This is a genomic window from Paenibacillus sp. VCA1 (assembly GCF_031583795.1).
GTDB classification, from domain to species: domain Bacteria; phylum Bacillota; class Bacilli; order Paenibacillales; family Paenibacillaceae; genus Paenibacillus_AQ; species Paenibacillus_AQ albilobatus.
Window position 1 is genome coordinate 79943 of sequence record NZ_JAVLSX010000012.1, and the last position, 22247, is coordinate 102189.

The 22247-nt window shown below is 52.6% G+C and carries 25 protein-coding genes and 1 riboswitch; of the genes, 7 read left to right on the plus strand and 18 right to left on the minus strand.

Annotated elements, in window-relative coordinates; translation table 11 throughout:
• Window positions 1-116: 116 nt before the first annotated feature.
• Window positions 117-434, minus strand: coding sequence for a thioredoxin (gene trxA / locus RJP21_RS24310; RefSeq protein WP_160043809.1), 318 nt, complete (start codon window positions 432-434; stop codon window positions 117-119).
• Window positions 435-745: 311 nt separating this feature from the next.
• Here trxA and RJP21_RS24315 point away from each other — a divergent pair, with 311 nt between their 5' ends.
• Window positions 746-904, plus strand: a complete 159-nt coding sequence (locus RJP21_RS24315; protein WP_160043807.1) for a YqzM family protein — start codon at window positions 746-748, stop codon at window positions 902-904.
• Between the two features lie 91 nt (window positions 905-995).
• On the opposite strand, the gene dnaI is transcribed toward RJP21_RS24315, so the two are convergent.
• The 4 genes from dnaI to RJP21_RS24335 form a co-directional block, all read right to left on the minus strand.
• Window positions 996-1952 carry a primosomal protein DnaI gene (gene dnaI, locus RJP21_RS24320; RefSeq protein WP_310861608.1) on the minus strand — a complete coding sequence of 319 codons (957 nt, stop codon included), beginning with the start codon at window positions 1950-1952 and terminating at the stop codon, window positions 996-998.
• Between the two features lie 54 nt (window positions 1953-2006).
• On the minus strand, window positions 2007-3524 hold the full coding sequence (locus RJP21_RS24325; RefSeq protein ID WP_310861609.1) for a replication initiation and membrane attachment family protein: 1518 nt from the start codon (window positions 3522-3524) through the stop codon (window positions 2007-2009).
• 79 nt (window positions 3525-3603) lie between these two features.
• The gene (locus tag RJP21_RS24330) at window positions 3604-5238 is read right to left on the minus strand and encodes an alpha/beta hydrolase family protein (protein WP_310861610.1); all 1635 of its coding nucleotides are present in this window, start codon (window positions 5236-5238) and stop codon (window positions 3604-3606) included.
• A gap of 430 nt (window positions 5239-5668) precedes the next feature.
• On the minus strand, window positions 5669-5965 hold the full coding sequence (locus tag RJP21_RS24335; RefSeq protein ID WP_310861611.1) for a YuiB family protein: 297 nt from the start codon (window positions 5963-5965) through the stop codon (window positions 5669-5671).
• Between the two features lie 221 nt (window positions 5966-6186).
• Between RJP21_RS24335 and hemQ the strand changes: the two genes are divergently transcribed.
• Window positions 6187-6936, plus strand: a complete 750-nt coding sequence (gene hemQ, locus RJP21_RS24340) for a hydrogen peroxide-dependent heme synthase (RefSeq protein WP_160043799.1) — start codon at window positions 6187-6189, stop codon at window positions 6934-6936.
• A gap of 67 nt (window positions 6937-7003) precedes the next feature.
• Here the strand turns inward: hemQ and RJP21_RS24345 are convergent, their stop codons facing one another.
• Window positions 7004-7255 carry a hypothetical protein gene (locus RJP21_RS24345; protein ID WP_310861612.1) on the minus strand — a complete coding sequence of 84 codons (252 nt, stop codon included), beginning with the start codon at window positions 7253-7255 and terminating at the stop codon, window positions 7004-7006.
• A gap of 1 nt (window position 7256) precedes the next feature.
• Complete coding sequence (locus RJP21_RS24350) at window positions 7257-8450, minus strand: NAD(P)/FAD-dependent oxidoreductase (protein WP_160043893.1); 1194 nt, start codon at window positions 8448-8450, stop codon at window positions 7257-7259.
• 571 nt (window positions 8451-9021) lie between these two features.
• On the opposite strand from RJP21_RS24350, the gene RJP21_RS24355 reads away from it, so the two are divergent.
• Complete coding sequence (locus RJP21_RS24355; RefSeq protein WP_310861613.1) at window positions 9022-10023, plus strand: NAD(P)/FAD-dependent oxidoreductase; 1002 nt, start codon at window positions 9022-9024, stop codon at window positions 10021-10023.
• 204 nt (window positions 10024-10227) lie between these two features.
• On the opposite strand, the gene sda is transcribed toward RJP21_RS24355, so the two are convergent.
• Both sda and RJP21_RS24365 read right to left on the minus strand, forming a co-directional pair.
• On the minus strand, window positions 10228-10371 hold the full coding sequence (gene sda, locus RJP21_RS24360) for a sporulation histidine kinase inhibitor Sda (protein WP_156124595.1): 144 nt from the start codon (window positions 10369-10371) through the stop codon (window positions 10228-10230).
• A 273-nt stretch (window positions 10372-10644) separates the two neighbouring features.
• On the minus strand, window positions 10645-11307 hold the full coding sequence (locus RJP21_RS24365) for a YheC/YheD family protein (protein WP_310861614.1): 663 nt from the start codon (window positions 11305-11307) through the stop codon (window positions 10645-10647).
• A 212-nt stretch (window positions 11308-11519) separates the two neighbouring features.
• Here RJP21_RS24365 and RJP21_RS24370 point away from each other — a divergent pair, with 212 nt between their 5' ends.
• The gene (locus RJP21_RS24370; RefSeq protein ID WP_160043794.1) at window positions 11520-11732 is read left to right on the plus strand and encodes a hypothetical protein; all 213 of its coding nucleotides are present in this window, start codon (window positions 11520-11522) and stop codon (window positions 11730-11732) included.
• A gap of 112 nt (window positions 11733-11844) precedes the next feature.
• On the opposite strand, the gene RJP21_RS24375 is transcribed toward RJP21_RS24370, so the two are convergent.
• Window positions 11845-12204 carry a HesB/IscA family protein gene (locus tag RJP21_RS24375; protein ID WP_160043792.1) on the minus strand — a complete coding sequence of 120 codons (360 nt, stop codon included), beginning with the start codon at window positions 12202-12204 and terminating at the stop codon, window positions 11845-11847.
• A gap of 488 nt (window positions 12205-12692) precedes the next feature.
• Here RJP21_RS24375 and mqnE point away from each other — a divergent pair, with 488 nt between their 5' ends.
• Together mqnE and RJP21_RS24385 are read left to right on the plus strand one after the other, a co-directional pair.
• Complete coding sequence (gene mqnE / locus RJP21_RS24380) at window positions 12693-13799, plus strand: aminofutalosine synthase MqnE (protein ID WP_310861615.1); 1107 nt, start codon at window positions 12693-12695, stop codon at window positions 13797-13799.
• A gap of 63 nt (window positions 13800-13862) precedes the next feature.
• Complete coding sequence (locus RJP21_RS24385; protein WP_310861616.1) at window positions 13863-14924, plus strand: NAD(P)/FAD-dependent oxidoreductase; 1062 nt, start codon at window positions 13863-13865, stop codon at window positions 14922-14924.
• On the opposite strand, the gene RJP21_RS24390 is transcribed toward RJP21_RS24385, so the two are convergent.
• Window positions 14921-15175: a YuzB family protein gene (locus RJP21_RS24390; protein WP_036710884.1), complete on the minus strand. Its 255-nt coding sequence runs from the start codon at window positions 15173-15175 to the stop codon at window positions 14921-14923. The two genes, RJP21_RS24385 and RJP21_RS24390, sit on opposite strands and share 4 nt — an antisense overlap.
• 226 nt (window positions 15176-15401) lie before the next feature.
• Between RJP21_RS24390 and RJP21_RS24395 the strand changes: the two genes are divergently transcribed.
• Window positions 15402-15647, plus strand: a complete 246-nt coding sequence (locus RJP21_RS24395) for a NifU family protein (RefSeq protein ID WP_036710886.1) — start codon at window positions 15402-15404, stop codon at window positions 15645-15647.
• A gap of 70 nt (window positions 15648-15717) precedes the next feature.
• On the opposite strand, the gene RJP21_RS24400 is transcribed toward RJP21_RS24395, so the two are convergent.
• The 7 genes from RJP21_RS24400 to RJP21_RS24430 all read right to left on the minus strand — a co-directional run bounded on the left by RJP21_RS24400 (window position 15718) and on the right by RJP21_RS24430 (window position 22109).
• Window positions 15718-16506: an SDR family oxidoreductase gene (locus tag RJP21_RS24400; protein ID WP_310861617.1), complete on the minus strand. Its 789-nt coding sequence runs from the start codon at window positions 16504-16506 to the stop codon at window positions 15718-15720.
• Between the two features lie 253 nt (window positions 16507-16759).
• On the minus strand, window positions 16760-17605 hold the full coding sequence (locus tag RJP21_RS24405) for a MetQ/NlpA family ABC transporter substrate-binding protein (protein WP_160043786.1): 846 nt from the start codon (window positions 17603-17605) through the stop codon (window positions 16760-16762).
• A 142-nt stretch (window positions 17606-17747) separates the two neighbouring features.
• On the minus strand, window positions 17748-18416 hold the full coding sequence (locus tag RJP21_RS24410) for a methionine ABC transporter permease (RefSeq protein WP_310861618.1): 669 nt from the start codon (window positions 18414-18416) through the stop codon (window positions 17748-17750).
• Window positions 18416-19426, minus strand: a complete 1011-nt coding sequence (locus tag RJP21_RS24415) for a methionine ABC transporter ATP-binding protein (RefSeq protein ID WP_160043783.1) — start codon at window positions 19424-19426, stop codon at window positions 18416-18418. The genes RJP21_RS24410 and RJP21_RS24415 overlap by 1 nt, the downstream gene beginning before the upstream one ends.
• Before the next feature lie 143 nt (window positions 19427-19569).
• Window positions 19570-19708: riboswitch (SAM riboswitch) on the minus strand.
• A gap of 86 nt (window positions 19709-19794) precedes the next feature.
• Entirely contained in the window at window positions 19795-20496 is a 702-nt protein-coding gene (locus RJP21_RS24420) for a Cthe_2314 family HEPN domain-containing protein (RefSeq protein WP_310861619.1), read from the minus strand.
• 105 nt (window positions 20497-20601) lie between these two features.
• Window positions 20602-21567 (minus strand): COX15/CtaA family protein, encoded by a 966-nt coding sequence (locus tag RJP21_RS24425; RefSeq protein ID WP_397386278.1) that lies wholly within the window; start codon window positions 21565-21567, stop codon window positions 20602-20604.
• 197 nt (window positions 21568-21764) lie between these two features.
• A complete protein-coding gene (locus RJP21_RS24430) occupies window positions 21765-22109 on the minus strand; it encodes a thioredoxin family protein (protein ID WP_160043778.1) in 345 nt (114 codons plus the stop codon).
• Window positions 22110-22247: the final 138 nt, after the last annotated feature.

The window sequence follows — 22247 nt, forward strand, 5'->3', positions numbered from 1 at the left end:
AAGCGCATTTTTATGGGAGGAACCCGGCAAGGCTTAAAAAGCGGCTTTCGTAAACGCAGCAAAGCGCCCCCGGAGGGTCCGGAGGCGCATCATATGGTTGAGCGTCAATATGTGGATTATTGATGTTTGGAAATGATGTTCTTCAGGTTTTCCTTCGAATTCAATCCTACCACTTTGTCAACCGGCTGGCCGTCTTTAAAGAAGATCAGCGTAGGGATGCTCATCACGCCGAAACGGGATGCCGTTTCCGGATTTTCATCCACGTTCAATTTGGCGATTTTGACGGCGTCTCCCATTTCGTTGGAGAGTTCGTCCAGAATCGGAGCGATCATTTTGCAAGGGCCGCACCAAGGCGCCCAGAAATCAACCAATACTGTACCTTGGCCTTCAATTTCAGCATTAAAGGATTGGTCAGTGACGTTTACAATAGCCATAATATTTCTCCTCCTTATAAAAAGCTGAATTTTCATAAATCTTGAGGATTTGTGGAAAATCCCAACTGAAATGTCTTTGCGGACAGTTTCAGTATACCACACTTTTTTTAGAAATGTAAAATCCTTAATTACAGATCTTCCTGTGGTCATCCCCTGCCGTATGATCCAACTTATTGTGCCCTAAAGTATTCGCCATATATTCTTTACAAATTCTTTGGACTTTGGGTATACTAAGGTTAAACTCAGGTTTTACGTGTCAATGACCATGCTCATTTACATAAAGTGAAACCATCCTGAGGAGGCATTGTATTATGGATGCAAACGTGCACGCTAACGACCCGCGGGAACACGTCAATGAAGAGCCGCGCAATGACTTGATGGATCTGATGAATGGCTTCGGGGGCATGTCTTTGTTCATGATCCTCATCTTCGCGATTATGGTCATCATCAAGTTCGTGATTTCCGGCTAACACGCTCGGTAAGCGAGCTGAAACGAAAAAGCCTGGCCTATTATGCCGCACCGGCAGAAGGTCAGGCTTTTTTCTATTCGCTCGGGTTGCTTCAGGAGCGGTTCCGCCGCTGGTTTTCGCCATGCAGGTGCACGACGTCGACAAAAGGCGAAATGCGGTCCATCAGCCGCTGCCCTTTGTACAGTTCCTCCCCGTCCTTGCTCGTAAAGCTGAGATGCTTCTCCAGGCTGGCAAGATCATAATTGGATGTGTAAAAGGTCGGTTTGCGGTTCATCCGGTAATTGAGAATGGCGCCGAGCACATGGTCGCGTACCCACGGGCTCAAATTTTCCGCTCCGATGTCGTCTAAAATGAGCAGGTCGCAGTTTTTCATGACCTCCACCGTCTCCTTGAGCTTCTGGCTGTCCTGAAGCATCGACTTCAGGTCCTCCATGAATTCAGGCATGTAGACGATGACGCCGGTATAACCCGCGATCGCCAGCTCATGAAGGAGATAGCTCATCAGAAACGTTTTTCCCGTTCCGAAGGAACCGAACAGATACAGCCCTTTCGGCTGAAGCCCGTTATCCTTCACCTCGCGGATGTAACGGAAAACCTGGGATACCGCCGGCGCGCGCAGACGGTCTTTTCCCATGATTTCCACTTCGTTGTACCCTTCCTCAAGCGCCCGTTCGTCGACGTAAAAGCTGCGGATCCGCTTCCGGATTCGCTCTTCGTTATGCTTGGCGATTTGCAGGGAGCAAGGAGCCTTGCGCTCGACGATTTCCAGCTTCCCGTTCTGTTCGGCCATCTCCAGCTTGGAGTAATGTCCCTCGAAATCATTGGGGCATCGGTCGAGGCCCGGACAGTTCCGGCAGTTGCGCTGGTCGTGGACGTATTGGTACAGGCGAGGCAAATTGGCGCGAAGCTTGTCTTCATCCATCTCCGGATGTTCGGCGCGAAGCTCCCGGACGACCGGATCGTGCAGCAGCTCCTCGAAAATCGCCTGCGATTTTTTCAGAAACGACGGACCGTTCATTTGCTTAAGCAGTTGACCTAACGATTCCAAACCTTAAAACGCCCCCTTTCTGTCGAAAATAGTTCCGTTCACAACCATTCCGGCCTACATTCCCTTCTTTTTGCTCGCCTGCATTTCGGCCGCCATCCGGAGCATTTCTTCAAACTCTTCTTCGCTCACGGCGTTTGCGGCCCCGCTTTCCTGGGCGATCGGGATGTCGGGTTTGACCCGGGCGGACTTGCTGCCGTATGTACGGGATCTTCCGCCTCCGGAAGCCGCCGCCTGCTTGCCTTTCACCTTGGACTGGTCGCGGATGTATTGAACGGCCTTCTCGTACGTGTTGACCTGCTTCAGCAGCATGTTGGAAGCGATCGCCTCGACGAAGTTCCGGTTGATGCGCTGCTCGTTGCCGCCCGACGTCAGCAAAGACATCAAATAATGGATAAGGACGTTGATGACTTCTCCCGGCAGCTTGTAGCTGTGGTCGATTTTTTCGAAAATATCAAAAAAGTTGTCCGGCACCGAACCCGGAAAAAACGTCTTGAGCAGCCGCGTGTACGGTTCGTTGCGGAGCATCATGTTGTACTGGTGAATGTCGCATTTGGACTGGAATTGGACCGGCACGTCCAGGTAATACTCCATTTCGACGGCATGCTCCATCGGAGCCGGGTCGGCCGAATCTTCAGGCAGCCTGAGCGAAACCACCTTGCCGGCATACACCTCCCGCTGCTCCTGACGCCGCTTGTCCTGGCGAAAATGCAGGTTTGCCCGCCGCTGCAGTTCATCGAGCGCCACGCTGCCGTCGGGGGTAAACGCCCCGTCTTCGTCCAGCAGGCGGCAAAGATCCTGCACGCTCAAGTCGTATTTATGCACGACGTAATTGATAATCCCCATCTGCTCGTGGTTAAAGCGAAGCTTCTCGACATGGGCGCGATTGACCGAATCCTTCGGAAAACGGAGTATGATGTCGGCATAGTTCAGCGCGTCTTCGTTTGCCGCAACCCGAACGCCGGGCTGCCTTGCCGAAGACACTTCGGAAAGCGCCTGCTCGAGTTCGTAATCGATCACATGCGTGTTCAGCTCGAATATGTCATAAAAAGCGAGCGAAATATTTTCCTTATGCCCTCCCCGGGGTCCCGCCAATTCCTCCGGCTCCCGGGCCCAAAGCTCCTCGCGGAGAGCCAGCACGGCGAATTTGCCGATTTTGTCCCGGAGCAGCAGCGTCAAATGCTGGGTGTTAAAAAACTCGGCCGGCGACAAAGGCTGCTGGAGCTCGTATTCATAGACATAATCCTCGTGCTCGGGCATGTACATGCGGCAGGTTTGAAGCAGTCCCACCGCTTCCAGCAGCGAGGCCTGCTCGATCAGATACCTGCGGCCTTTTTCGCTGGGTTCGAGCCCCAAAGTCAAAAACAGCCGCCGCTGCTGCTCGAGCGGGGAATAACCCAATTTTTCTATAGGAATCTGCTGAAAGAGCAGATGGTACAAACTGATGGCAAAGGCTCCGACCATGGGCTGATACACCGAGCTCAGCATCCTGCTGTCCAGACTGCTCAGGCAAAAATCACGATAGACGCAAAACCTGTGATTTTCCGTAAAATGCAGCAGGCTCTTCATGTGCATAATTTGGCTCCTCCCATCGTAACGTAGACTTTCTCTATTCTATCATAAAAGGAATCCCCGCTCCGATATATTTCGACGATTATTTTATCCCCAAATGAATCCAGTCTGCCAGATCCCGGATGACGAATTCGGGGACGTTCGACGCCAAACGGTATTCTTCTCCCGTCGATGGCCGGTCGTATAAAGCGTACATATGGTTCAGCCCGGGATATAATTTGCAGCTGACGTCCGTTCTTCCGCCAAGGGCCTGCTTCCATACCTTGATGCTGGAAGGGGGAACCTGCACGTCATTGCCTCCCTGAAGGATCAGGAGCGGCACATGCTGGCCGCGGGCGATCATCGGACCGCTGTACTGTCTGATATCGTACCACCAGTACGCATGGGGCAGCGGGAAATCCGCAGGCATATGCGCCTTGGAGTACCGGTCGTCGTGAAGCATGTCCACCGCCTGCCGCCACATGTCCGCATTCGCTTGTTTGCGTTCGAGGTCGGCGCCGGCTTCTCCCGCCTCGACCGCCCGCTTGACGATGCCCTCGTACTGCGCAAGCATCAGATCCTCAAGCGCCCCGGAGGGAGCGGACAGCAGCATCGCGCCGGCAATCGCGCCTTCTTGATCTTCTTCGATCATTTTCGGCACCAGCATGCCGCCTTGGCTGTGTCCGAGCACATAAATCCGGCCCGGATCGATCCGCTTGTCCTGCCGCAGCAGCTTGACCGCCGTAAGGCAGTCCTCGATCGTTTCCTCCCGGACCGTGAAGTCAGGCGTCAGCGATCGGTTGGGATATTCATATGTTCGTTTAGCGTAACGCAGAACCGCGATCCCCTCGCGGGCGAGCCCGACGGCGATGTCCCTGAACATTTTGCCGCCTCCGGACGACTCGTCTTCATCGTTCGGACCCGAGCCGTGAACGAGAACGACGGCAGGCACTTTTCCTTCGGCTTTCGCAGGCAGGGTTAACGACCCGGGAAGAGGAAGGCTTTCGGTTCCGACCATCACTTGCTCCGTTACGTATCGGCCAGGATCGTCATATGCAGGCGGCCTGTACAGACCGGAATCGCTCGGAAGCAGCGCCAGGTCGTCGAGCCGGCCGTCGCGGCCGAAACGGAGCTCCATCCGGAAGCTTTTGCCGCGCGGGGTTTGGTAGGAAAGGACCGCATTCCGGTGAACCCGGTTTTCGCGGGCGTCCGCCTTGGTCAATGTCCAGGAGCCGTAATTTTCCTCGATATGGCTTTTGTAACGCTCCAGGACATCGGCCGGATACAGCTCGGCCAGGCTCGGATTCATCATCCCCCGCGCCTCTTCGTATTTTTCCAGCTGCAGCAGACGCATCCACCGCATGCCAAGGCCTGCCGCATCCCCTTTCCCTATGTCCCAGCTTCCGGCGCGCAGCTCCAGCGCAACGCCAAGCGCCTCGCGAAAAGACGCCAAAGGGACATACAGCCGGTGTTCCTGATCCATCGCCGCCGGCTTCGGAAGGTCGACTTGCCGGCCATCTGCATCGGACCGTGCGCTGCCGAGCGTTATTTTCCATTTGCGGGTCCCCAATACGGCCGTTGCCGCCTTCTCCTCGTGGATCCACAACACGCTCCCTCCCAAAGCCTCGACCGCGGCACGCAGAGGCACCTCCTGCGGCGCAGCCTTCCCGATCCCGGGAAAAAAACCGCAAACGACCACAAACGCCGCAAACCATGCAAGACAGGATTTCCCCTTCAACCTACCCTCTCCTTTTTAACGGAAGCTACTTAAGATCATAAGGCTGCCTGTTCGTTCGGGATGATCGTCTCATCCTTTGAACTAAACCATAGCGGACATCCACGTACCTTCAATGAAGATAGACCGCACCAAGCGGAAGTTTTTTCGTCGGTTGTAAGGCTTAAGAAGCCAAGCGCTGTTCATGGACCCTTAAAATCCCCCACAAAGTCGGGTCTTGGCTTTGAAGCTGAATCAGGTACTTTGCGGGGAGCCCCGGAATTTATAATCGATATTATGTTAAGAAAAACGTCTATCGACGTACTTTCACAGAAGACAGGCCGCTTTTAAAGGTAGTTTTCCATCCAATATCAGGAAGCAACGGCTCCTACTTTCTGATATTATAAGAAAAACAGCCCTCCTTCCGGAGAGCCGTCCCACTTTACGTTGTTCCTCAAAACATTTTAAATCCGCTTTTGCGCAGCTTCTGAATCGAAACGCCGCTGACGACCGCCCCGACAAGCCCGGCCACCCCCGTCAAATAATCGACGAGCCGGAAGGAGCCCAAATAATTGAGAAACGACGTGTCTCCCCGGTCCCACAGCGAATAAACCACGATCGGCAAAATGACAATAATAAACAAATAGGATGGAAACCAAGTGGTTTTCATAAGCATATTTAAGATGAAGCCGATTCCGAACATCATCATAAAAAATAAAACCATCAGCACCAATACAGGGATAAACTGCATGCTAACCTGTTCACCTCTTCTTCTCTATGACCCGCTCATGTTTTGCCTGAAGTAAAGTGCAGAAAACGCTTCTTATTTTATGTAGTTAGTTTACTAGAAAAAATGTCACGAAGCAACGAACATTAAGTGAATAGATTGTGACTTCATTTGCTCTTTCCCTTGCGATTGGGATACAATGGGGAGAAGGTGCAAAAGCAACTAAACTTGGGAGTGATCGATAAATGAACGAAGCAGCATCCACTTTAGAAGGCTGGTACGCTCTTCACGATTTTCGTTCCATCAACTGGACGGCCTGGAAATCCGCGGACGACGAGGAACGCGCCATGGCGCTCGACGAACTGCAGGAATTTTTGAAAGAATGGTCCGAGATCGAATCCGCCAAACAAGGCAGTACGGCGGTCTACAGCATTGTGGGGCAAAAAGCCGATTTTGTCCTGATGCATCTGCGTGAAACGCTGGAAGAACTCAACGCGGTGGAAACCGCATTTAATAAAACGTTGTTCGCCCGCTTTACGACCAAATCGTATTCTTACGTCAGCGTCGTGGAGCTGAGCAACTACCTGGCGGGAGAAGGCGGCGGCGACCCGATGGAAAATCCGCATGTCGTGGCGCGGCTGAAACCGATCCTTCCGAAAACGAAATATATCTGCTTCTACCCGATGAACAAAAAACGCGACCTCAGCGACAACTGGTACATGCTCGACATGGAAGAGCGCCGCAACATGATGCGCAGCCACGGACTGATCGGCCGCTCCTATGCCGGCAAAGTAAAGCAGATCATTACCGGCTCCGTCGGCTTCGACGACTGGGAATGGGGCGTTACTTTGTTCGCCGACGATGCGCTTCAGTTCAAGAAACTCGTGTACGAAATGCGTTTTGACGAAGTGAGCGCGCGCTTCGGGGAATTCGGCAGCTTCTTTGTCGGACCTCTGCTGACGCCGGAAACCTTTGAAGAAATGCTGAAAGTGTAAAATAGCCCGTAAAAAAACATGCCTTCCGTTGCCGGAGGGCATGTTTTTTTGGGTGCGATGAAAGCCGTCAATCGGACGCTTCTTCGCCGTTTTTGAGCGATTCCAAAAACTCGGCCGTGGCCCGGTCGCGGTCCCGGCTTTTTTCTTTCAGCCTTTCGATGGCCGGCAGAATCAAAATGTCGATTTCCTTTTGTACCGTGTACGCCAGATCGTAACGATTTTGATCCTCCAAATACCCTCCGACCTCCATCAATGCGTTATAACGGTCCAGCTCATCCCTCGTCAACAATGAACGGACCTGCACACTGCAGTGGCGCATTCTACAGGAACTTGCCTTTCCTTAGAACCAGCGGAATGCCGCCGATGATAAACAGATAGCGCATGTCGACGAGTTTTTTCAGCTGCGCCGCCTTCCAGCCTTTGTATTGTTTGTCGCCGACGATCGCGATGCCTTCGCCCTTGCCTAGGGAAGCGACGGTGCCTTTGTTCTGGAACGCGAATTTTCTCGGCTGCTGGTTGCGGATGGCCGCCACGATGTTATGCGCGCAGCAGACGCCCTGCTGCATGGCGATTTGGGCGGTCGGCGGGTAAGGCCGTCCTTCCGGATTAAAGACGAGAGCATTGTCGCCGATAATATAAATGTTGTCGTGTCCCGGAGCATGCAGGTATTCATCCACCTTGACGCGGCCGCGGGCCGTTTCGAAACCCGCCGCTTCGATCATATGGTTGCCGCGGATGCCTCCGGTCCAAACGACGGTAGCGGCTTTGATTTCTTCGCCGGTCGCCAGCAGAACGCCGTCCGGCGTACATTCCTGGATGGCGACGCCCAGCTTGAACGTAACCCCTTTTCTTTTCAGCACGTCCATCGCGTATTCGACCAGCTCCGGCGCAAATCCCGGAAGCGCGGTCGGCGAAGCCTCCACATTGTAGATGTTGACCTTGCTCGGGTCGACGTCGTATTCCTTGCACAGCGCCGGAATCCGGTCCGCAAGCTCCGCGACGAATTCGATCCCGCTGAAGCCGGCTCCGCCGACGACGAAGTTCAGGCGCTCCTGCGGATGCCTTTCGTTTTTGTAGAGCGCAAACTGGTATTCAATATGCTTGCGGATGAGGCGGACCGAGTTGATGCTGCGGATCGTCATCGCATAATCGGCCAAGCCCGGAATGCCGAAGGTTTCGGATTCGCCGCCTAAGGAAATGACCAAATAATCGTACGAAAGGGTGCCGTCTTCCAGGATGACCTTTTTTTCATGCGGACGGATTTCCTGCACGGAAGATTTGACCAGGTCGATTTTGAATTCATCGATCAGCTTCGAAATCGGAACACGCGTATTTTCAACGCTGTCCGTGCCTGCGGCAGGCATATGCAAATGGGTCGTAATATAATGGTAGTCGTGACGGTTCACGAGCGTAACGTCGGCTTCGTTATAATTTAATTCCTTCTGGAGCCGCTGTGCTGTCAAAATACCTGCGTATCCCGCGCCAAGGATTACGATCTTGGGAATGTTGCTCATCATCTTGCTCCTTCCAAATCCTTCATTGTATGTTTATATATTTGTGAGACATTACAAAACTTATTGTGAAATTATACACTTTTATAATCAGGATCAATGCGGGTCCCGGCAAACGGCGAGACGCGGATCCGAGTGCATTCCGACAGCTGCGGCATGCGTTAGTCAGCGGTCAATTATAAAAGCAGAAAAAGAAGGCAAAATTTGTCCGAAATTCGACAAAAAGATGGTAATGCACAATTGAAATGATAGCTAGTTTCAGGCAAAAGATCAAGTCTTATTTGGGCCTGAAATCCGCGCCGGAAGCCGTGTTTCACGGGCATTATCAAGCTGCTGTTACCATTTCCGCCATTCTGCATCCGGCCCTGCCGATGTGGACGAATTCACTTTCCAGCCGAGGCTGGATTATATTATAATAGGAAAGCGTCGATTGAAGCGTTTCGAGGAAGGCAGGTTGCATTTTAAGCGCTTTTTGCGCGTCGGGGATGCCGATCATCCGCCATGAAGACGATTCAGTCCGATATTCATAGATTTCTAAAAACCTTTATCAAAACCTGGAGGTGCAATATAAACGATGACAACACATACCGATGGTGTTGAAATATCCGACCTGCTCATCATTGGAGGAGGTCCTACAGGGATGTTCGCTTCCTTTTATTGCGGCATGCGCCAAGCTTCCGTCACGCTGATCGAAAGCATGCCGCAGCTTGGCGGACAGTTGACGGCCCTTTACCCGGAAAAGTACATTTATGACGTCGCCGGTTTTCCGAAAGTGACCGCCCAGGAGCTGGTGGACAACCTGTCCAAGCAGATGGAGCTCTTCCAGACCAACGTACGACTGGAGGAGAAAGTCACTTCCGTCGTTAAAAAGGACGAACGCCATTTCGTCGTGACGACCGACAAAGGGGAATACCACGCCAAAGCCGTCATCATTACGGCAGGGGTCGGGGCGTTCCAGCCGCGCCGGCTTGAAGTCGAAGGCGCCGAAAAATTCGAGAAAACGAACCTGCACTACTTCGTTAACGACCTGCAGCAGTTCAAAGGCAAAAAGGTGCTTCTGACCGGCGGCGGCGACTCTGCCGTCGACTGGGCGCTTATGCTGGAGCCGATCGCTGAGGAAGTGACGCTTGTCCACCGCCGCGACAAATTCCGCGCGCATGAGCACAGCGTCGAAAATTTGATGAAATCCAAAGTTCGCGTCGTAACGCCAACGGAAATCACGGCGCTGCACGGGGAAGAAGCCATTACGAAAGTGACGCTCACCCATGTCAAAACGAAGGAAACGCAGGACATCGAAGTCGATGACGTTATCGTCAATTTCGGTTTCGTTTCGACCCTCGGTCCGATCGCCGAATGGGGCATCCAGATCGAATCCAACTCGATCGTCGTCGATTCGAGAATGGAAACGAACATCCCGGGCATTTTCGCCGCGGGCGACATCACGACGTATCCGGGCAAAATCAAACTGATCGCCGTCGGTTTCGGTGAAGCGCCGACAGCCGTCAACAACGCCAAGGTTTACATCGATCCGGACGCCAAGCTGTCTCCGGGACACAGCAGCAACATGAAGCTGTAACCGTCATTTTATATGATATAAGCCGCACAAAAAAGGGTATCCTTACCGGGAATTGAACTGCAACTCCGTAAGGGTACCCTAATTTTTGATGTCGGCTTTATGTATCTCGATAATGGAATTTACACCTCCATAACGCCGTCAAATGGTACAACTATGCTGCATTTTCAAGGAAAAAACGATGGATGTGCATTGGATTCTTCCGACCTAGTGAACGATGCCCGGCGGATCGGCTTCAAGATTCCGTTTATGGATCTCCGCCAGAAGCAGGGTAATAAAGTCCCGGTCGAGCATCAATTCAACGGCTGCATGATAAGAATCTAGAAGCATTTCATCCGTCAAGATAGCCATTCCCTTCACATCCTTTCCTTTATTTTCCTCGAATCTATCATATCAAACATTCCACATCGGAACAAGCGTTCGCAATATCCACAGGTTGTTGTGGAAATCCTGTGTATAATTTGTTAGCAAGTGTCGTAATACCAATAAAAATGCAGTGGATTTTGGGGATAACACTTATACACAGGAAGGAAAATTGTCAACAAAACAAAATTTATTTTTTTAAAATGAGGATTTTGCAAAATCATAATCTATCAAACCAGAAAATGTGTTTCATAGCTTCGGTTACTGCGGGCGCGTATTGACTTCAAAGATCCAAATTTTCCCGTTACGATCCAGCCCGTAATCGAATCCGAGCGAACCGATGCCCGGGAAATGGCTCTCCAAAATGGCCGTGCATTTGCGCGTCAGATGGCGCATTTCGCTTTTTTTAGCCGCCGAAGAGATGTGTGGGAGCGATCTGCGAAGCCCCTCCCTGCAGGACAACAAACGCCCTCCCTTGCAAAGATTCGTGACGAACAGCCCTTGTCGCGCCAATCGGCCTACCATAGCCCGAAACTCCCAACGATCCCCCGATTTGACATATTTCACGCGGTAATCAATCGGGCGGCCTTGAATGCTCGCTAGATGGACGCCCTGTTGGATCAAATATTTTCTTTTAACCTTGGTCCGGAGCAGCGCTTGATACATCGCGTCAAACGATCCGTAACGGCCCGTCTTGAAAGAGTGGGTAATGCTGTAGCCCCCACCGGACCGGGTTATTTTGATCACGCCGTATCCGCCGCCACCTACGATCGGTTTCACGACGACAAATCCATAGGATTCGAGCATCCCGTACAGATTTTCCTTATTTAGTCCTTTGGTTTGCGGTATATAAGGGGCCACTTCAGGATCTGTCAGCAGTGCTTCAGTTTTCAACCACTTGCTAGCCAGCTGTCTTCCCCCCACCTGTACCGCCTCCTTTCTCAACTAGTATCTTTTAGCATACTCGGAGAAAGCCGTTCTCTCTTGTATGTTTGTACATGAACGGTAAATATGGAGGGAAAAAGGGGGGATGCGGAGTAAAGCAGGCCGCAAAGAGCTATAATAGTTCTATTGGCGTCTATGGTTTTATCGGATATAATTGGATTTGAATGTGACAAAGGGAGGAAGCTCACACCGTGGCTGAATTTTTTAGAATATTGTATTGGATCGCCATGATCGGCATGTCGATTTCGCTGGTTGCCGTTACCGTCGGCATTTTTGCCATCGGATTCAAGTTCATTAAGGATAAGCGCAAGGGGCTGGGAGCGGGCTGCATCGTTTTCTCCATCCTCGCAGCAGCCATGATCGTGTTTATGGTCAACCATACCTTTATTATCCCGGCGTCCTGAAGACCGGCACGATAATTACGAGCAACGCGCAAGGAACGCAATCAAAAAGGGCTCGCGCCATGCTTCTTACGAAGCGGTGCGGGCCCTTTTGAACGAATGGCCTTAGCGGTCGTCAGCATTCTTCCGGAGCCGGTTTGCCTGCGTGCGTCGCCGTGCGGAACGAAGCTCCGCAGCCGCAGGTAGCCGTGGCGTTCGGATTGTGCATCGTGAAGCCGCCGCTCATGCCTGCATCCTCATAATCGATTTCAAGCCCGTTGATGAGGGGCAGGCTTTGTTTATCGATGACGACCTTCAGGTCGTTTACGTTCATGTATACGTCGTTTTCCGTTTCTTCGTCGTCAAAGCCCATCGCATAGGAAAAACCGCTGCAGCCGCCCTCCTGGACGCCCAGGCGAAGGAACATGTTCGGAATCTCCTGCTCTTCGAGCATTTCTTTAAGCTTATCGGAAGCGGAATCGCTGATTTGAATCATAAGTCACCCTCCTAAAAGTTTTGCGGAGCATTGCTCCTTTGATCGTTCTTCATAGCAAAACTGGCTTCGTAAGCCGTCGCTTACTTAAGCTCAGTATACTCCACAAAACCTATCCTCTCAAGTGACCGCCGCCGCCATCCCAGGAAATACCGACCTTTTTTTTCCTCCCTACCGTATTGCGGAGCCTGAAAGTGCGGTTTATAATAGGGTGGGTGACAGGGGAAAGGCATTTGTCGGAATTTTGTCACCCGCAGGACAATGGTCTGCCATATTTTTTTGTTATTTTTTTCACAAAAAAGAACGACATCAACGACGACAGGCAAGCAGATCTGCCGCCCATACTTAACCGGCCTTTGCTCCTTTCGAGCGCATTAACAAGCCGTTATTTCAAGACTTGATTGAATGAAGCCGGACACCTTCCGACGAGCGGTTTTTTTGTGTTTTCGTACGCAAAGCCGCCCCCCATCAAATGAACAGGAGGAATGGATATGTCCATGATCGCAACATCGAATGACAGCAAGAGAATGGCAGAAATCGCCGAAAAAGTGCGCCACGGAGAGCGTTTGAACCTTGAGGACGGCGTCTTTCTTTATGAAACGGATGACCTGTTGACGCTCGGCCAGCTGGCGAATGAGGTTAATCTGCGCAAAAACGGAAAAAAGGTTTATTTTATTGAAAATATGAGCCTTTATTTCACCAATGTGTGCGAAGCCAGATGCGCGTTTTGCAATTTCCGCAAAGACCTCGGCGACGAAGGCGCTTATACGCTGAGCGGCCAGGAAATGATCGAATACGTGGAGCAGCACATCCATCCGGGCGTTCGCGAATTCCATATCGTCGGCGGCCATAACAACCACGTGCCGTTCCAATATTACGTCGATTCCCTGCAGGCGCTGACCGACCGTTTCCCGGACGTGACGCTGAAAGCATACACCGCGGCGGAAATCGATTTTTACACCCGGATCAGCGGGCTTAACATCGAGGAAGTGCTGAAAGAGCTGCAAAAGGCCGGGCTGAAGTCGCTGACAGGCGGCGGAGCCGAAATTTTGTCGGACGAATACCGCAAAAAGATGAAGGTCGAAAAAGCAAACGTCGACCGTTACCTTGAAGTGCATAGAACGGCGCATAACCTCGGCATGAAAACCCACACGACGATGCTGTACGGGGCCATCGAAACGCATGAGGACCGCGTGCGCCATATGATGCAGATCCGCGAGCTTCAGGATGAAACGAACGGCTTCCTTGTCTTCATCCCGCTGTCCATGCAGCCTAGAAACAAAAACGCCGGCATCATGCGCCGCAACTCCGCTTACGAGGACTTGAAAACCATCGCCATCAGCCGTCTGATGCTCGATAATTTCGATCACATCAAAGCCTACTTCATCAACATCGGTCCGCAGCTGACGCAGGTATCCCTTTCCTTCGGCGCCTCCGACGTGCACGGCACGATCCTGAAAGAGCGCATCAGCCATGCGGCGGGAGCCCTTACGCCCGAAGGCCTGACACGCAACGAACTGGTCTGGCTGATCAAAGGGGCAGGACGAATTCCGGTGGAACGGGATACATTCTACAACGAAATCAAAGTATATGAGTAGGCCCGTCAAAGGTATTCGCTTCATCCATTAAAACCCGATGCAGAGAAAGGAAAGACGGACTAGATGAGAAAATTTGTCATTCTAGGCGGAGGTTATGGCGGTCTCGCGATGATTCAAGGCCTGGTGAACGGAAATCTTCCGGCGGACGTTGAAATCGTGCTGGTCGACCGGATGCCGTTCCAAGGAATCAAAACGGAATATTACGCGCTTGCGGCGGGAACGGCTTCGGATTTCGATTTGCGGATTCCGTTTCCTCACCATAGCCAGTTAACGAAAAGATATGGCGAGGTAACGTCCATCGATCTGGAAAAGAAGCTTGTTCACATGGAACAGGATGAGCCGATCGAATACGATTATCTTGTCATCGCCCTTGGCTGCACCGACCGTTACCACGGCATTCCGGGCGCGGAAGAGTTCACGAGCAGCATCCAGACCTTTTCCAGCACCCGCAAAACGTATCAGCGCTTGAACGATATCAAGCCGTACGGCCAGGTTCACATTATCGGCGGAGGCTTAAGCGGCGTCGAAACGGCGGCGGAGCTTCGCGAAAGCCGTCCCGACCTGAACATTACGATTCTGGACCGGGGCAGCCGCGTACTTTCCGCCTTCCCTTCCACGCTGTCCGCATACGTGGAGCAGTGGTTCCGGGATCATGACGTCAACACGCGCTCCCACATCTCGGTTTGCCGTGTCGAAGAAGGCGCCGTGTACAACGGGGACGAGGCGATTTATACCGACGCGGCAGTATGGACCGGGGGCATTCAGCCGGTGAAGGTCGTGCAGGATCTCGATCTGCCGAAGGATCGCGGCGGGCGCCTGCTGATCAACGAATATTCGCAGCTTCCCGATTATCCCGAAGTGTTCGTGATCGGCGACTGCGCGAGCATTCCGTTTGCGCCAAGCGCACAGGCCGCCGGCGCCCAAGCCGAGCAGGTCGCGGAAGTGATCCATGCCCTCTGGCGGGGAGACACGCCGAAGATCCATAAAATCCGCCTGAAAGGCACGCTCGGTTCGCTCGGCAGCAAAGCCGGCTTCGGATTGATGGGGAAAACCTCCGTAAAAGGAAGAGTACCCCGCATCTTGAAGAGCGGAGTACTCTGGTTGTCCAAACGCCATTTCGGCTAATCCAGCTCGAGGCTGTCCCAAGCCTCGAGCTCTTTTATTTTGGCCATGATGGCCTCGTACAGCTCGTCCGCGCTGTCGGCATCGACGATTTCGCCGTTGACCATGGCGAACGGCATCATGGCGCATTGGCCGCAATTGCTTAAGCAGCCGTATTCTATCACATCATAGTCCGGATTTTCCTCCAGCTTTTCCATCACTTCATCGGTACCGAAATGCATGTTGTTCGTGCAAAATTCGATAATGGGTCTCACTTATGATCACCTGCTTTATGAATGAATCTCGGGATGTCCTCCCAATTTTAACAAAAAGACGTCTGTCGGCTCGCCTTCAAAGAAGGCGCGCGATCCAAAGAACTTCCCTTAGTTTAGCGGTGAAAGAAGAAAAGATCAATGCCGTTGTTTTTGCGCGCAGATATAGCCATTTTATTTTGGCTCGTTTTGTAATATAATAATCATTATAGGAAAGGAGTTGAAACTAATGAGCGAAAACGCACAAAGCACCATGTACGACGAGGTAGCGGAAGTGCTGGATAAGCTTCGTCCGTTCCTTCAGCGCGATGGCGGTGACGTGGAACTGGTTGACGTGGAAGACGGCATCGTGAAATTGAAATTGATGGGTGCATGCGGAAGCTGCCCAAGCTCCACCATTACACTCAAAGCCGGGATTGAACGTGCACTCGTTGAGGAAGTCGACGGAATCAACGACGTTATTCAAGTATTCTAATCCCATTTTATAACTTGCAAGTGCAAGAGTCCTGCCTTCCTTCGGAAGCGCAGGACTCTTTTTTGCGTTGCTACAGCTTGGGGCCGGCCGGTTCGATCCAAGGACGGATCGGGTCCAGCCCCCCCGAGACGTCCATGATGTTGCCCGTAATAAAATCGGAGTCCTCATGGCATAAATACCGGATGACGCGGGCAATGTCCTCCCCGCTTCCCGGTCTTCCCCGGGGCGTTTCCCCGTCGGTGAGCCCGGATACCTCCGCGATCGTCTTCTCCTTGTTGTCGCCGCGAATATCGCCGGGGCAAACCATGTTCACCGTAATCCCGAACGGCGCTTCTTCCACCGCCAACGTTTTCGTGAACGAAACCAGGCCCGTTTTCGCCGCGGCATATACCGCCCGGTGCGGCCAAGCCCTCGCTTCCGCCGCATGCCCGTAACCGAAATGGATGATCCTTCCCCATCTTTTATGCCGCATGGCCGGCAGCACCAGATGATCGAGCAGCATCGTGCCGACCAGATTCCCCTGGACGAGCGACAGGATTTCTTCCTTCGTGTAATCGGCAAACAATCTCCGCTGGCGGATAAACGGCCCGGCGTTGTTGACGACGATATCCGCGCTGCCGAGCCGGGATTCCACCTGCCGCACCAGTTCCTCGATCTGCGCCGCATCCGAAATATCCGCTTGAACGGCGATGCACCGTACCCCAAGCTCTTCGATTCGCTGCTTGAGCTCCTCGGCCTCCTCCCGGCTGTGGACGTAATTGAGCGCGATGTCGCAGCCCTGCTCGGCCAGCGTCAGCGCCGTCATTTTTCCAAGCCCTTTCGCGCTTCCGGTTATCAAGGCGATTTTATCCTTTAACATTGCTCCTCCTCCATCGGCATCGGGAATGACTGCAAACTTTATAGATCCGGATTTTGCAAATCCTCATGTATATAACCGTATTACATCGATTCCTTATGTATTCCCTTTCCTCTAGTATAGAAGATTTGGCGGCATCCCAGCAACTTAGGCGCGTAAGAGTTCGGGATTTATGCAAAAGTCTGGGAGCATAAGACAGAAAAATCCGCGCAGGCGGCGTCGCCCACGCGGATTCGAAGTTTGTGCTTTTTTTGGCTTAGAACGCCGGAATAACAGCGCCTTTGTATTTGTCTTCGATGAATTTTTTTACGTCGTCGGAAGTCAGCGCCGCGGCCAGTTTTTTGATCGCGTCGGAGTCTTTGTTGTCCGGGCGGGCCACAAGGATGTTCGCGTAAGGATTGTCTTTGTCCTCCATGAACAAAGCCTCTTTCACCGGATCGATGCCGGAATCCAGCGCGTAGTTCGTGTTGATGACCGCCAGATCGAATTGATCCAATTGACGTGGAAGCATGGCGGCGTCAAGCTCTTTGATTTTGATGTTTTTCGGATTTTCAACGATGTCTTTGACGGTCGCTTGAATCATGTTGTCTTGTTTCAGTTTGATGAGACCGTTTTTCGCCAGCAGGCTCAGCGCGCGGCCGCCGTTCGTTTTGTCGTTCGGAATGCCGACCACGGCGCCGTCTTTCAGCTCGTCAACGGATTTTACCTTTTTGGAATAAGCGCCAAGCGGCTCCACGTGTACGGCTACAACCGGTACGAGATCCATGTTGCGGGTTTTGTTTTCGTCGTCGAGGTATGGTTTATGCTGGAAGAAGTTCGCGTCGAGCTGCTTTTGGAACGTTTGGACGTTGGGCTGCACGTAATCGGAAAATTCCTTGATTTCAAGCTTTACGCCTTCTTTTTCAAGCGCTGGCTGGATATGCTTCAAAATTTCCGCATGCGGTACGGCCGTTGCTCCCACCGTCAAAGTAACGGGCGTCGCTGCTTCCGTGCCTTTGTTCTCCCCGCCTGCCGCCGGTTTGTCCTCGGCATTTTTGCTTCCGCAAGCGGCAAGCGCCACCACGAGAATGAGACTGAGTAATGCAAACAATCCTTTTTTCATTGTAAATCCCCCTTTAATTGATCGACTTAATAAGTTTTATTATTGGAAGGCACCGCGCATGTTGTTTTCTTAGACGGAAAAAACATGCGGTCCGGGCGCTTCCTTCAACATCCGATGAACGGATGGCATTGCCGTTATTGCGTTATTTACGCGTAAAATGTTTGACAAGCCGGTCGCCGGCCATCTGCAGCACCTGCACCAAAATGATCATGAACAACACGGAAATGATCATGACTTCCTTCTCGTAACGGTAATAACCGTAACGGATCGCAAGATCGCCGAGCCCGCCGCCGCCGACCATGCCGGACATCGCCGTATAGGAAACCAGCGTGACAACCGTAATCGTAATGCCTGCAAGCAGGCCCGGTCTCGCTTCCGGCAGCAGCACCTTCAGGATGATCTGCCAGGTGGAAGCGCCCATCGACTGCGCGGCTTCGAGCACGCCCCGGTCCACCTCGCGCAGCGAGGTTTCCACCAGCCTCGCAAAAAACGGCGCGGCCGCGATCACCAGCGGCGGAATCGTACCGAGCACCCCGTAGGAAACGCCCACGATCGATGTCGTAAACGGGATCAAGGCGACAATCAGGATGATAAACGGCACGGACCGCAAAATGTTGACGATGATCGACAAGACGTTGTATACGACGCGCACCCAGCCGGTGTTCGAACGCGAGGTCTGGTACAGCAGCACGCCTAGCGGCAGGCCGAGAATAAACGTAAACACGGCGGAGGAAACGAGCATTTTCAGCGTATCCGCGCTGGCCACGCCGATTTCCTTCCAATCCAGCTGCGAAAAATCAAAACCGAGCATCAGTCATACACCTCCACATCCAAGCCTTCGTCCCGGACTTTTTGGATCGTTTGCCCGATATTCCCCGGTTCCCCTTCGAGACGGACGATCAGCTGGCCGTAAGGGATGTCCTTGATCTTCGAAATCGTTCCCTGCAAAATCGCGAAATCGACGCCGGTTTCCCTTGCCGTCCGGGATAAAATCGAATCATACGTCTTTTCGCCGAGGAACGTGAGCTTGCAAAGCTTGGACGACCCGTCATGCGGCGCCTGCAGCGCAAGCTGCGCGGATTCTCCCGCCTCGCCGAGAATAAACTCGCGGGTCACGGGATGCTGCGGCTTCAGGAACACTTCGGCCACGGCTCCCTCTTCCACGATGCCTCCCTGGTGGATGACGGCGACCCGGTCGCAGATGCTTTGGATCACATGCATTTCATGCGTGATCAGGACGATGGTCAGGTTGAATTTTTGGTTGATGTCGAGCAGCAGCTTCAGGATCGAATCCGTCGTCTGCGGGTCCAGGGCAGATGTCGCTTCGTCGCACAGCAGCACTTGGGGATCGCTGGCCAGCGCGCGCGCAATGCCGACCCGCTGCTTCTGGCCGCCGGACAGCTGCGCCGGATATTTGTCGCGGTGGGCTTCCAGCCCGACCAGTTGGAGAAGCTCGCCTACCTTGCTTGCGATTTTCGCTTTATCCACATGGGCCAGCCGCAGCGGAAACGCGATGTTGTCGTATACGGTCGCCGAGCTCAGCAGGTTGAAATGCTGAAAAATCATGCCGATCTCCCGGCGCTTCGTCTGCAGCTGCTGTTTGCCGAGCTTCGTCAAATCGACGCCGTCGACCCATACTTCGCCGGAGGTAGGGCGTTCCAGCAGGTTCATGCAGCGGATCAGCGTGCTTTTGCCGGCGCCAGAGTGGCCGATGACACCGTATATCTCTCCTTTTTTAATGGAGAGGTTCAAACCGGATAGAGCTTCCGTCGTTTTTGCGCCCTTGCCGTATCTTTTGGTTACTTGTTTCAATTCTATCAATCCGAAGCTCTCCTTCCTTGCTTTCTTGAAGCTTGAACCTTGTTTCGTATCTATCATGAACTGCCGTTCTGACATAAATAGACAAAATAAAAAGCCCTCTTGACCGAATCAAAAAGGGCTCTTCTATTCGAAGTCGCTTCCTCTTCTCATCTGCCAACCTGCAGCGAATGCCTGCAGTTGTAGGAATTAGCACCATGTCATTCGAAAATGGGCCTTACGGCCGCTTCTCAAATCGGTTGCCGGGCTTCATCGGGCCTGTCCCTCCGCCTCTCTCGATAAGAAAAAAATGTATGCAAACAATATTATTTTTTCACGTGTTTCAGTATAATCACTTTTCCGCTGCTTGTCAAAAGGAAATTTGTTGGATTTTAGGACTTCAGTCTCCCCGCATACCGGTAGACGGCGATCAAAGATTTGCATACCATGTCGAGCCCCTGCTTCAGATCGTTCAGATGCTGGTCCAAATCCTCCAGCTCCACCTTGGCGTGCAGGCCTTGATGCCTTTGCCACAGGTCGTCCTGCATCTCGGCGTTCATATAATGAATTTCGGCGTTCCGGCGCTTGCGCAAAACGTTCAAGCAATCCCGGTAATCGTTTTTGACGGCGGCCAGCTCGCCTTCAAGCTCGGGATGCCGCCCCAGCTCCCGCAGCCGCCGAAGGACGGTGAAATAAGAATAATGCTCTTTAACTTTTGCCGTATCCAGCTCAAACAGCTCGTTTAATACCGTGCCGAGCTTATCCAAAACCGAAAAGACGCGGATAAAGCCGTTTTTGTAAAAATAAACGTACCTTGCGTATTCCGTCTGCTCCTCGGCGCTCATGTCATCCACGTATCCGGCCTTGACCGACCTGCGGAAAAAGGAGGCCGCAAACCAGCTTTGTTCCAGCTCGTCCAGCGAGGAAACAAGTCCGCGTGTCCAGATGTCCAGCTTGCGGAAATCATGGCTCGGGTCATCGTTTTTATCCATTTCCCTTTGAAGACGCCCGATCGTCCGGTGCATCGCATCCATGGCTTCCCCAAGCAGACCGCTATTTTGGCGCGGCATTTCTCCAAGCAGTGTTCGCAGCATGGGCTTCTCTCCCCGCAAAAAATTTCGTTAAACGGCATGTCTCCATCACAGGATCAAACAAAGTCCCCGAACCCCCGTTCGCGGACTTTGCTTTAAGCTTATGATTTACACGTTTGAGGCAGGCTGCAGCTGTTCGACGGGTTCTTTCCCAAGCTGCCACACCCGAACGCTCAAGTAACAAAGGACGCCAAACAAAGAGGAAATGAGCAGGTTGTGAAGCAGCGCCGCAAAAATATACACCTCGGGTTTGCTGAGCGTATATACGATGCCCGCCCCGCTGAACACCTGCAGGACGCACAGAACGGCGGCGGCGACCCCAAGCGAACGCAGCTCCTTGCTGCCGCGGTGCAGCTTATACGCAAAAACGGCCATCGTCACGACGGCGATCAGCAGCACCAATGCCGCCAGCCGGTGGATAAACGCGATGGCTATGCTGCCCGTCATGGACGGAATCAGCTGCCCGTTGCAAAGCGGCCAACCGGAACAGCCGCCGGCCGAACTGGTATGGCTTACGTAAGCCCCTATGTAAACCACGATATAGGAATAAATGGTGACCGACCATACGAAACTGCGGAATCCCGGCGAAACCGAGGGCTGATTCTCGCGGAAGCTCGTTTGTTTTTCCCGGTCCATCTTTCGGGCCCCAAGCGCAAGCATCAGCGAGCCGGCGAATGCGATCAGCGAAAATCCGAAATGAAGCGCTAACACGGCGGACGATTGGTCATAAATGACCGCGAGCGCCCCCATCAGCGCTTGAACGATGACAAAAACGAGCGTCAGCACGGAGTAGACGCGCAGATCCTTGCGATTTTTGGCGTAAAGCCAAAACGCCACGACGACCGCCACCGCTGTAAGTCCTGCCAAGCCGCTGACCAGACGGTGGGAATATTCGATCAACGAAGCGATCGTATGGGCGGGAATAAATTGCCCGCGGCATAATGGCCATTCGTGGCCGCATCCCAGCCCAGAGTCGGTTTTGGTGACAACCGTCCCGCCGAACGTTGCGAAAAACATGACGACAAAGGTCAGGTAGCTAAGCCATTTTAATTGTTTTGTATTCAAAATTCTCACCTGCAGATCAAAGTAAAAACGCTCCATCTTGTTTCAGAAGCGCCCGTATATTACCAATCTCGTCTATTATACCTGATAAAGCGACGCGAAATATAGCCATTTTGTGACAAAACGCAAAAGTAATCGTATTCCGGGCGCGCTCCAGAAAAATCTGCACCGCTTCTGCTTAAAGTGCAAAAGCGGTGCCATGGACGAGGTTACTTATGGATCGTGCGGTATACGTCCAGCGCCCGCTGCAGGAAACCTTCGATTTCCTCGCGGGATTTGCGCAGCTTGTTGACAAGGCGCACGAGCTCGCGGCCGTCGGTAAACGCGACGAAGCTCGGAATGCCGAGAATGTTCAGCTCTTGGCTGACGTCTTCGACTTTATCGACATCCACTTCGACCAGCGTTATATCGCCTTCGAATTTTTTCTCTACGTCGGGCATAAACGGGTCCATGAATTTGCAGTCCACGCACCAATCGGCTTTGAACACGGCAACCGTCAAACGCGGGGATTGGATGGCCACCTGAAATTCGGCTTCGGACGTAATTTTTTGCATCTATAATCAGTCCTCTCTGAACGTTGGTTCGTTTATTCTTCCGGATTTTGCAAAATCCTACCCTTAGTGAATCAAAATATGGAGTGGAAGTCAAATTTTTGAGCCATACTGAAAATAAGCCCATTTCATAAAGAAAGG

Bases quoted from the DNA above. Each gene is read 5' to 3' on its own strand.
- RJP21_RS24395 (WP_036710886.1), top strand. From the start codon at position 15,402: ATGAGCGAAAACGCACAAAGCACCATGTACGACGAGGTAGCGGAAGTG.
- RJP21_RS24405 (WP_160043786.1), bottom strand. From the start codon at position 17,605: ATGAAAAAAGGATTGTTTGCATTACTCAGTCTCATTCTCGTGGTGGCG.
- RJP21_RS24400 (WP_310861617.1), bottom strand. From the start codon at position 16,506: ATGTTAAAGGATAAAATCGCCTTGATAACCGGAAGCGCGAAAGGGCTT.
- RJP21_RS24345 (WP_310861612.1), bottom strand. From the start codon at position 7,255: ATGCGCCACTGCAGTGTGCAGGTCCGTTCATTGTTGACGAGGGATGAG.
- trxA (WP_160043809.1), bottom strand. From the start codon at position 434: ATGGCTATTGTAAACGTCACTGACCAATCCTTTAATGCTGAAATTGAA.
- RJP21_RS24385 (WP_310861616.1), top strand. From the start codon at position 13,863: ATGAGAAAATTTGTCATTCTAGGCGGAGGTTATGGCGGTCTCGCGATG.
- RJP21_RS24410 (WP_310861618.1), bottom strand. From the start codon at position 18,416: ATGCTCGGTTTTGATTTTTCGCAGCTGGATTGGAAGGAAATCGGCGTG.
- RJP21_RS24375 (WP_160043792.1), bottom strand. From the start codon at position 12,204: ATGATTCAAATCAGCGATTCCGCTTCCGATAAGCTTAAAGAAATGCTC.
- RJP21_RS24420 (WP_310861619.1), bottom strand. From the start codon at position 20,496: ATGCTGCGAACACTGCTTGGAGAAATGCCGCGCCAAAATAGCGGTCTG.
- RJP21_RS24430 (WP_160043778.1), bottom strand. From the start codon at position 22,109: ATGCAAAAAATTACGTCCGAAGCCGAATTTCAGGTGGCCATCCAATCC.
- sda (WP_156124595.1), bottom strand. From the start codon at position 10,371: ATGGCTATCTTGACGGATGAAATGCTTCTAGATTCTTATCATGCAGCC.
- RJP21_RS24335 (WP_310861611.1), bottom strand. From the start codon at position 5,965: ATGCAGTTTATCCCTGTATTGGTGCTGATGGTTTTATTTTTTATGATG.
- RJP21_RS24350 (WP_160043893.1), bottom strand. From the start codon at position 8,450: ATGAGCAACATTCCCAAGATCGTAATCCTTGGCGCGGGATACGCAGGT.
- RJP21_RS24315 (WP_160043807.1), top strand. From the start codon at position 746: ATGGATGCAAACGTGCACGCTAACGACCCGCGGGAACACGTCAATGAA.
- mqnE (WP_310861615.1), top strand. From the start codon at position 12,693: ATGTCCATGATCGCAACATCGAATGACAGCAAGAGAATGGCAGAAATC.
- hemQ (WP_160043799.1), top strand. From the start codon at position 6,187: ATGAACGAAGCAGCATCCACTTTAGAAGGCTGGTACGCTCTTCACGAT.
- RJP21_RS24355 (WP_310861613.1), top strand. From the start codon at position 9,022: ATGACAACACATACCGATGGTGTTGAAATATCCGACCTGCTCATCATT.
- RJP21_RS24325 (WP_310861609.1), bottom strand. From the start codon at position 3,524: ATGCACATGAAGAGCCTGCTGCATTTTACGGAAAATCACAGGTTTTGC.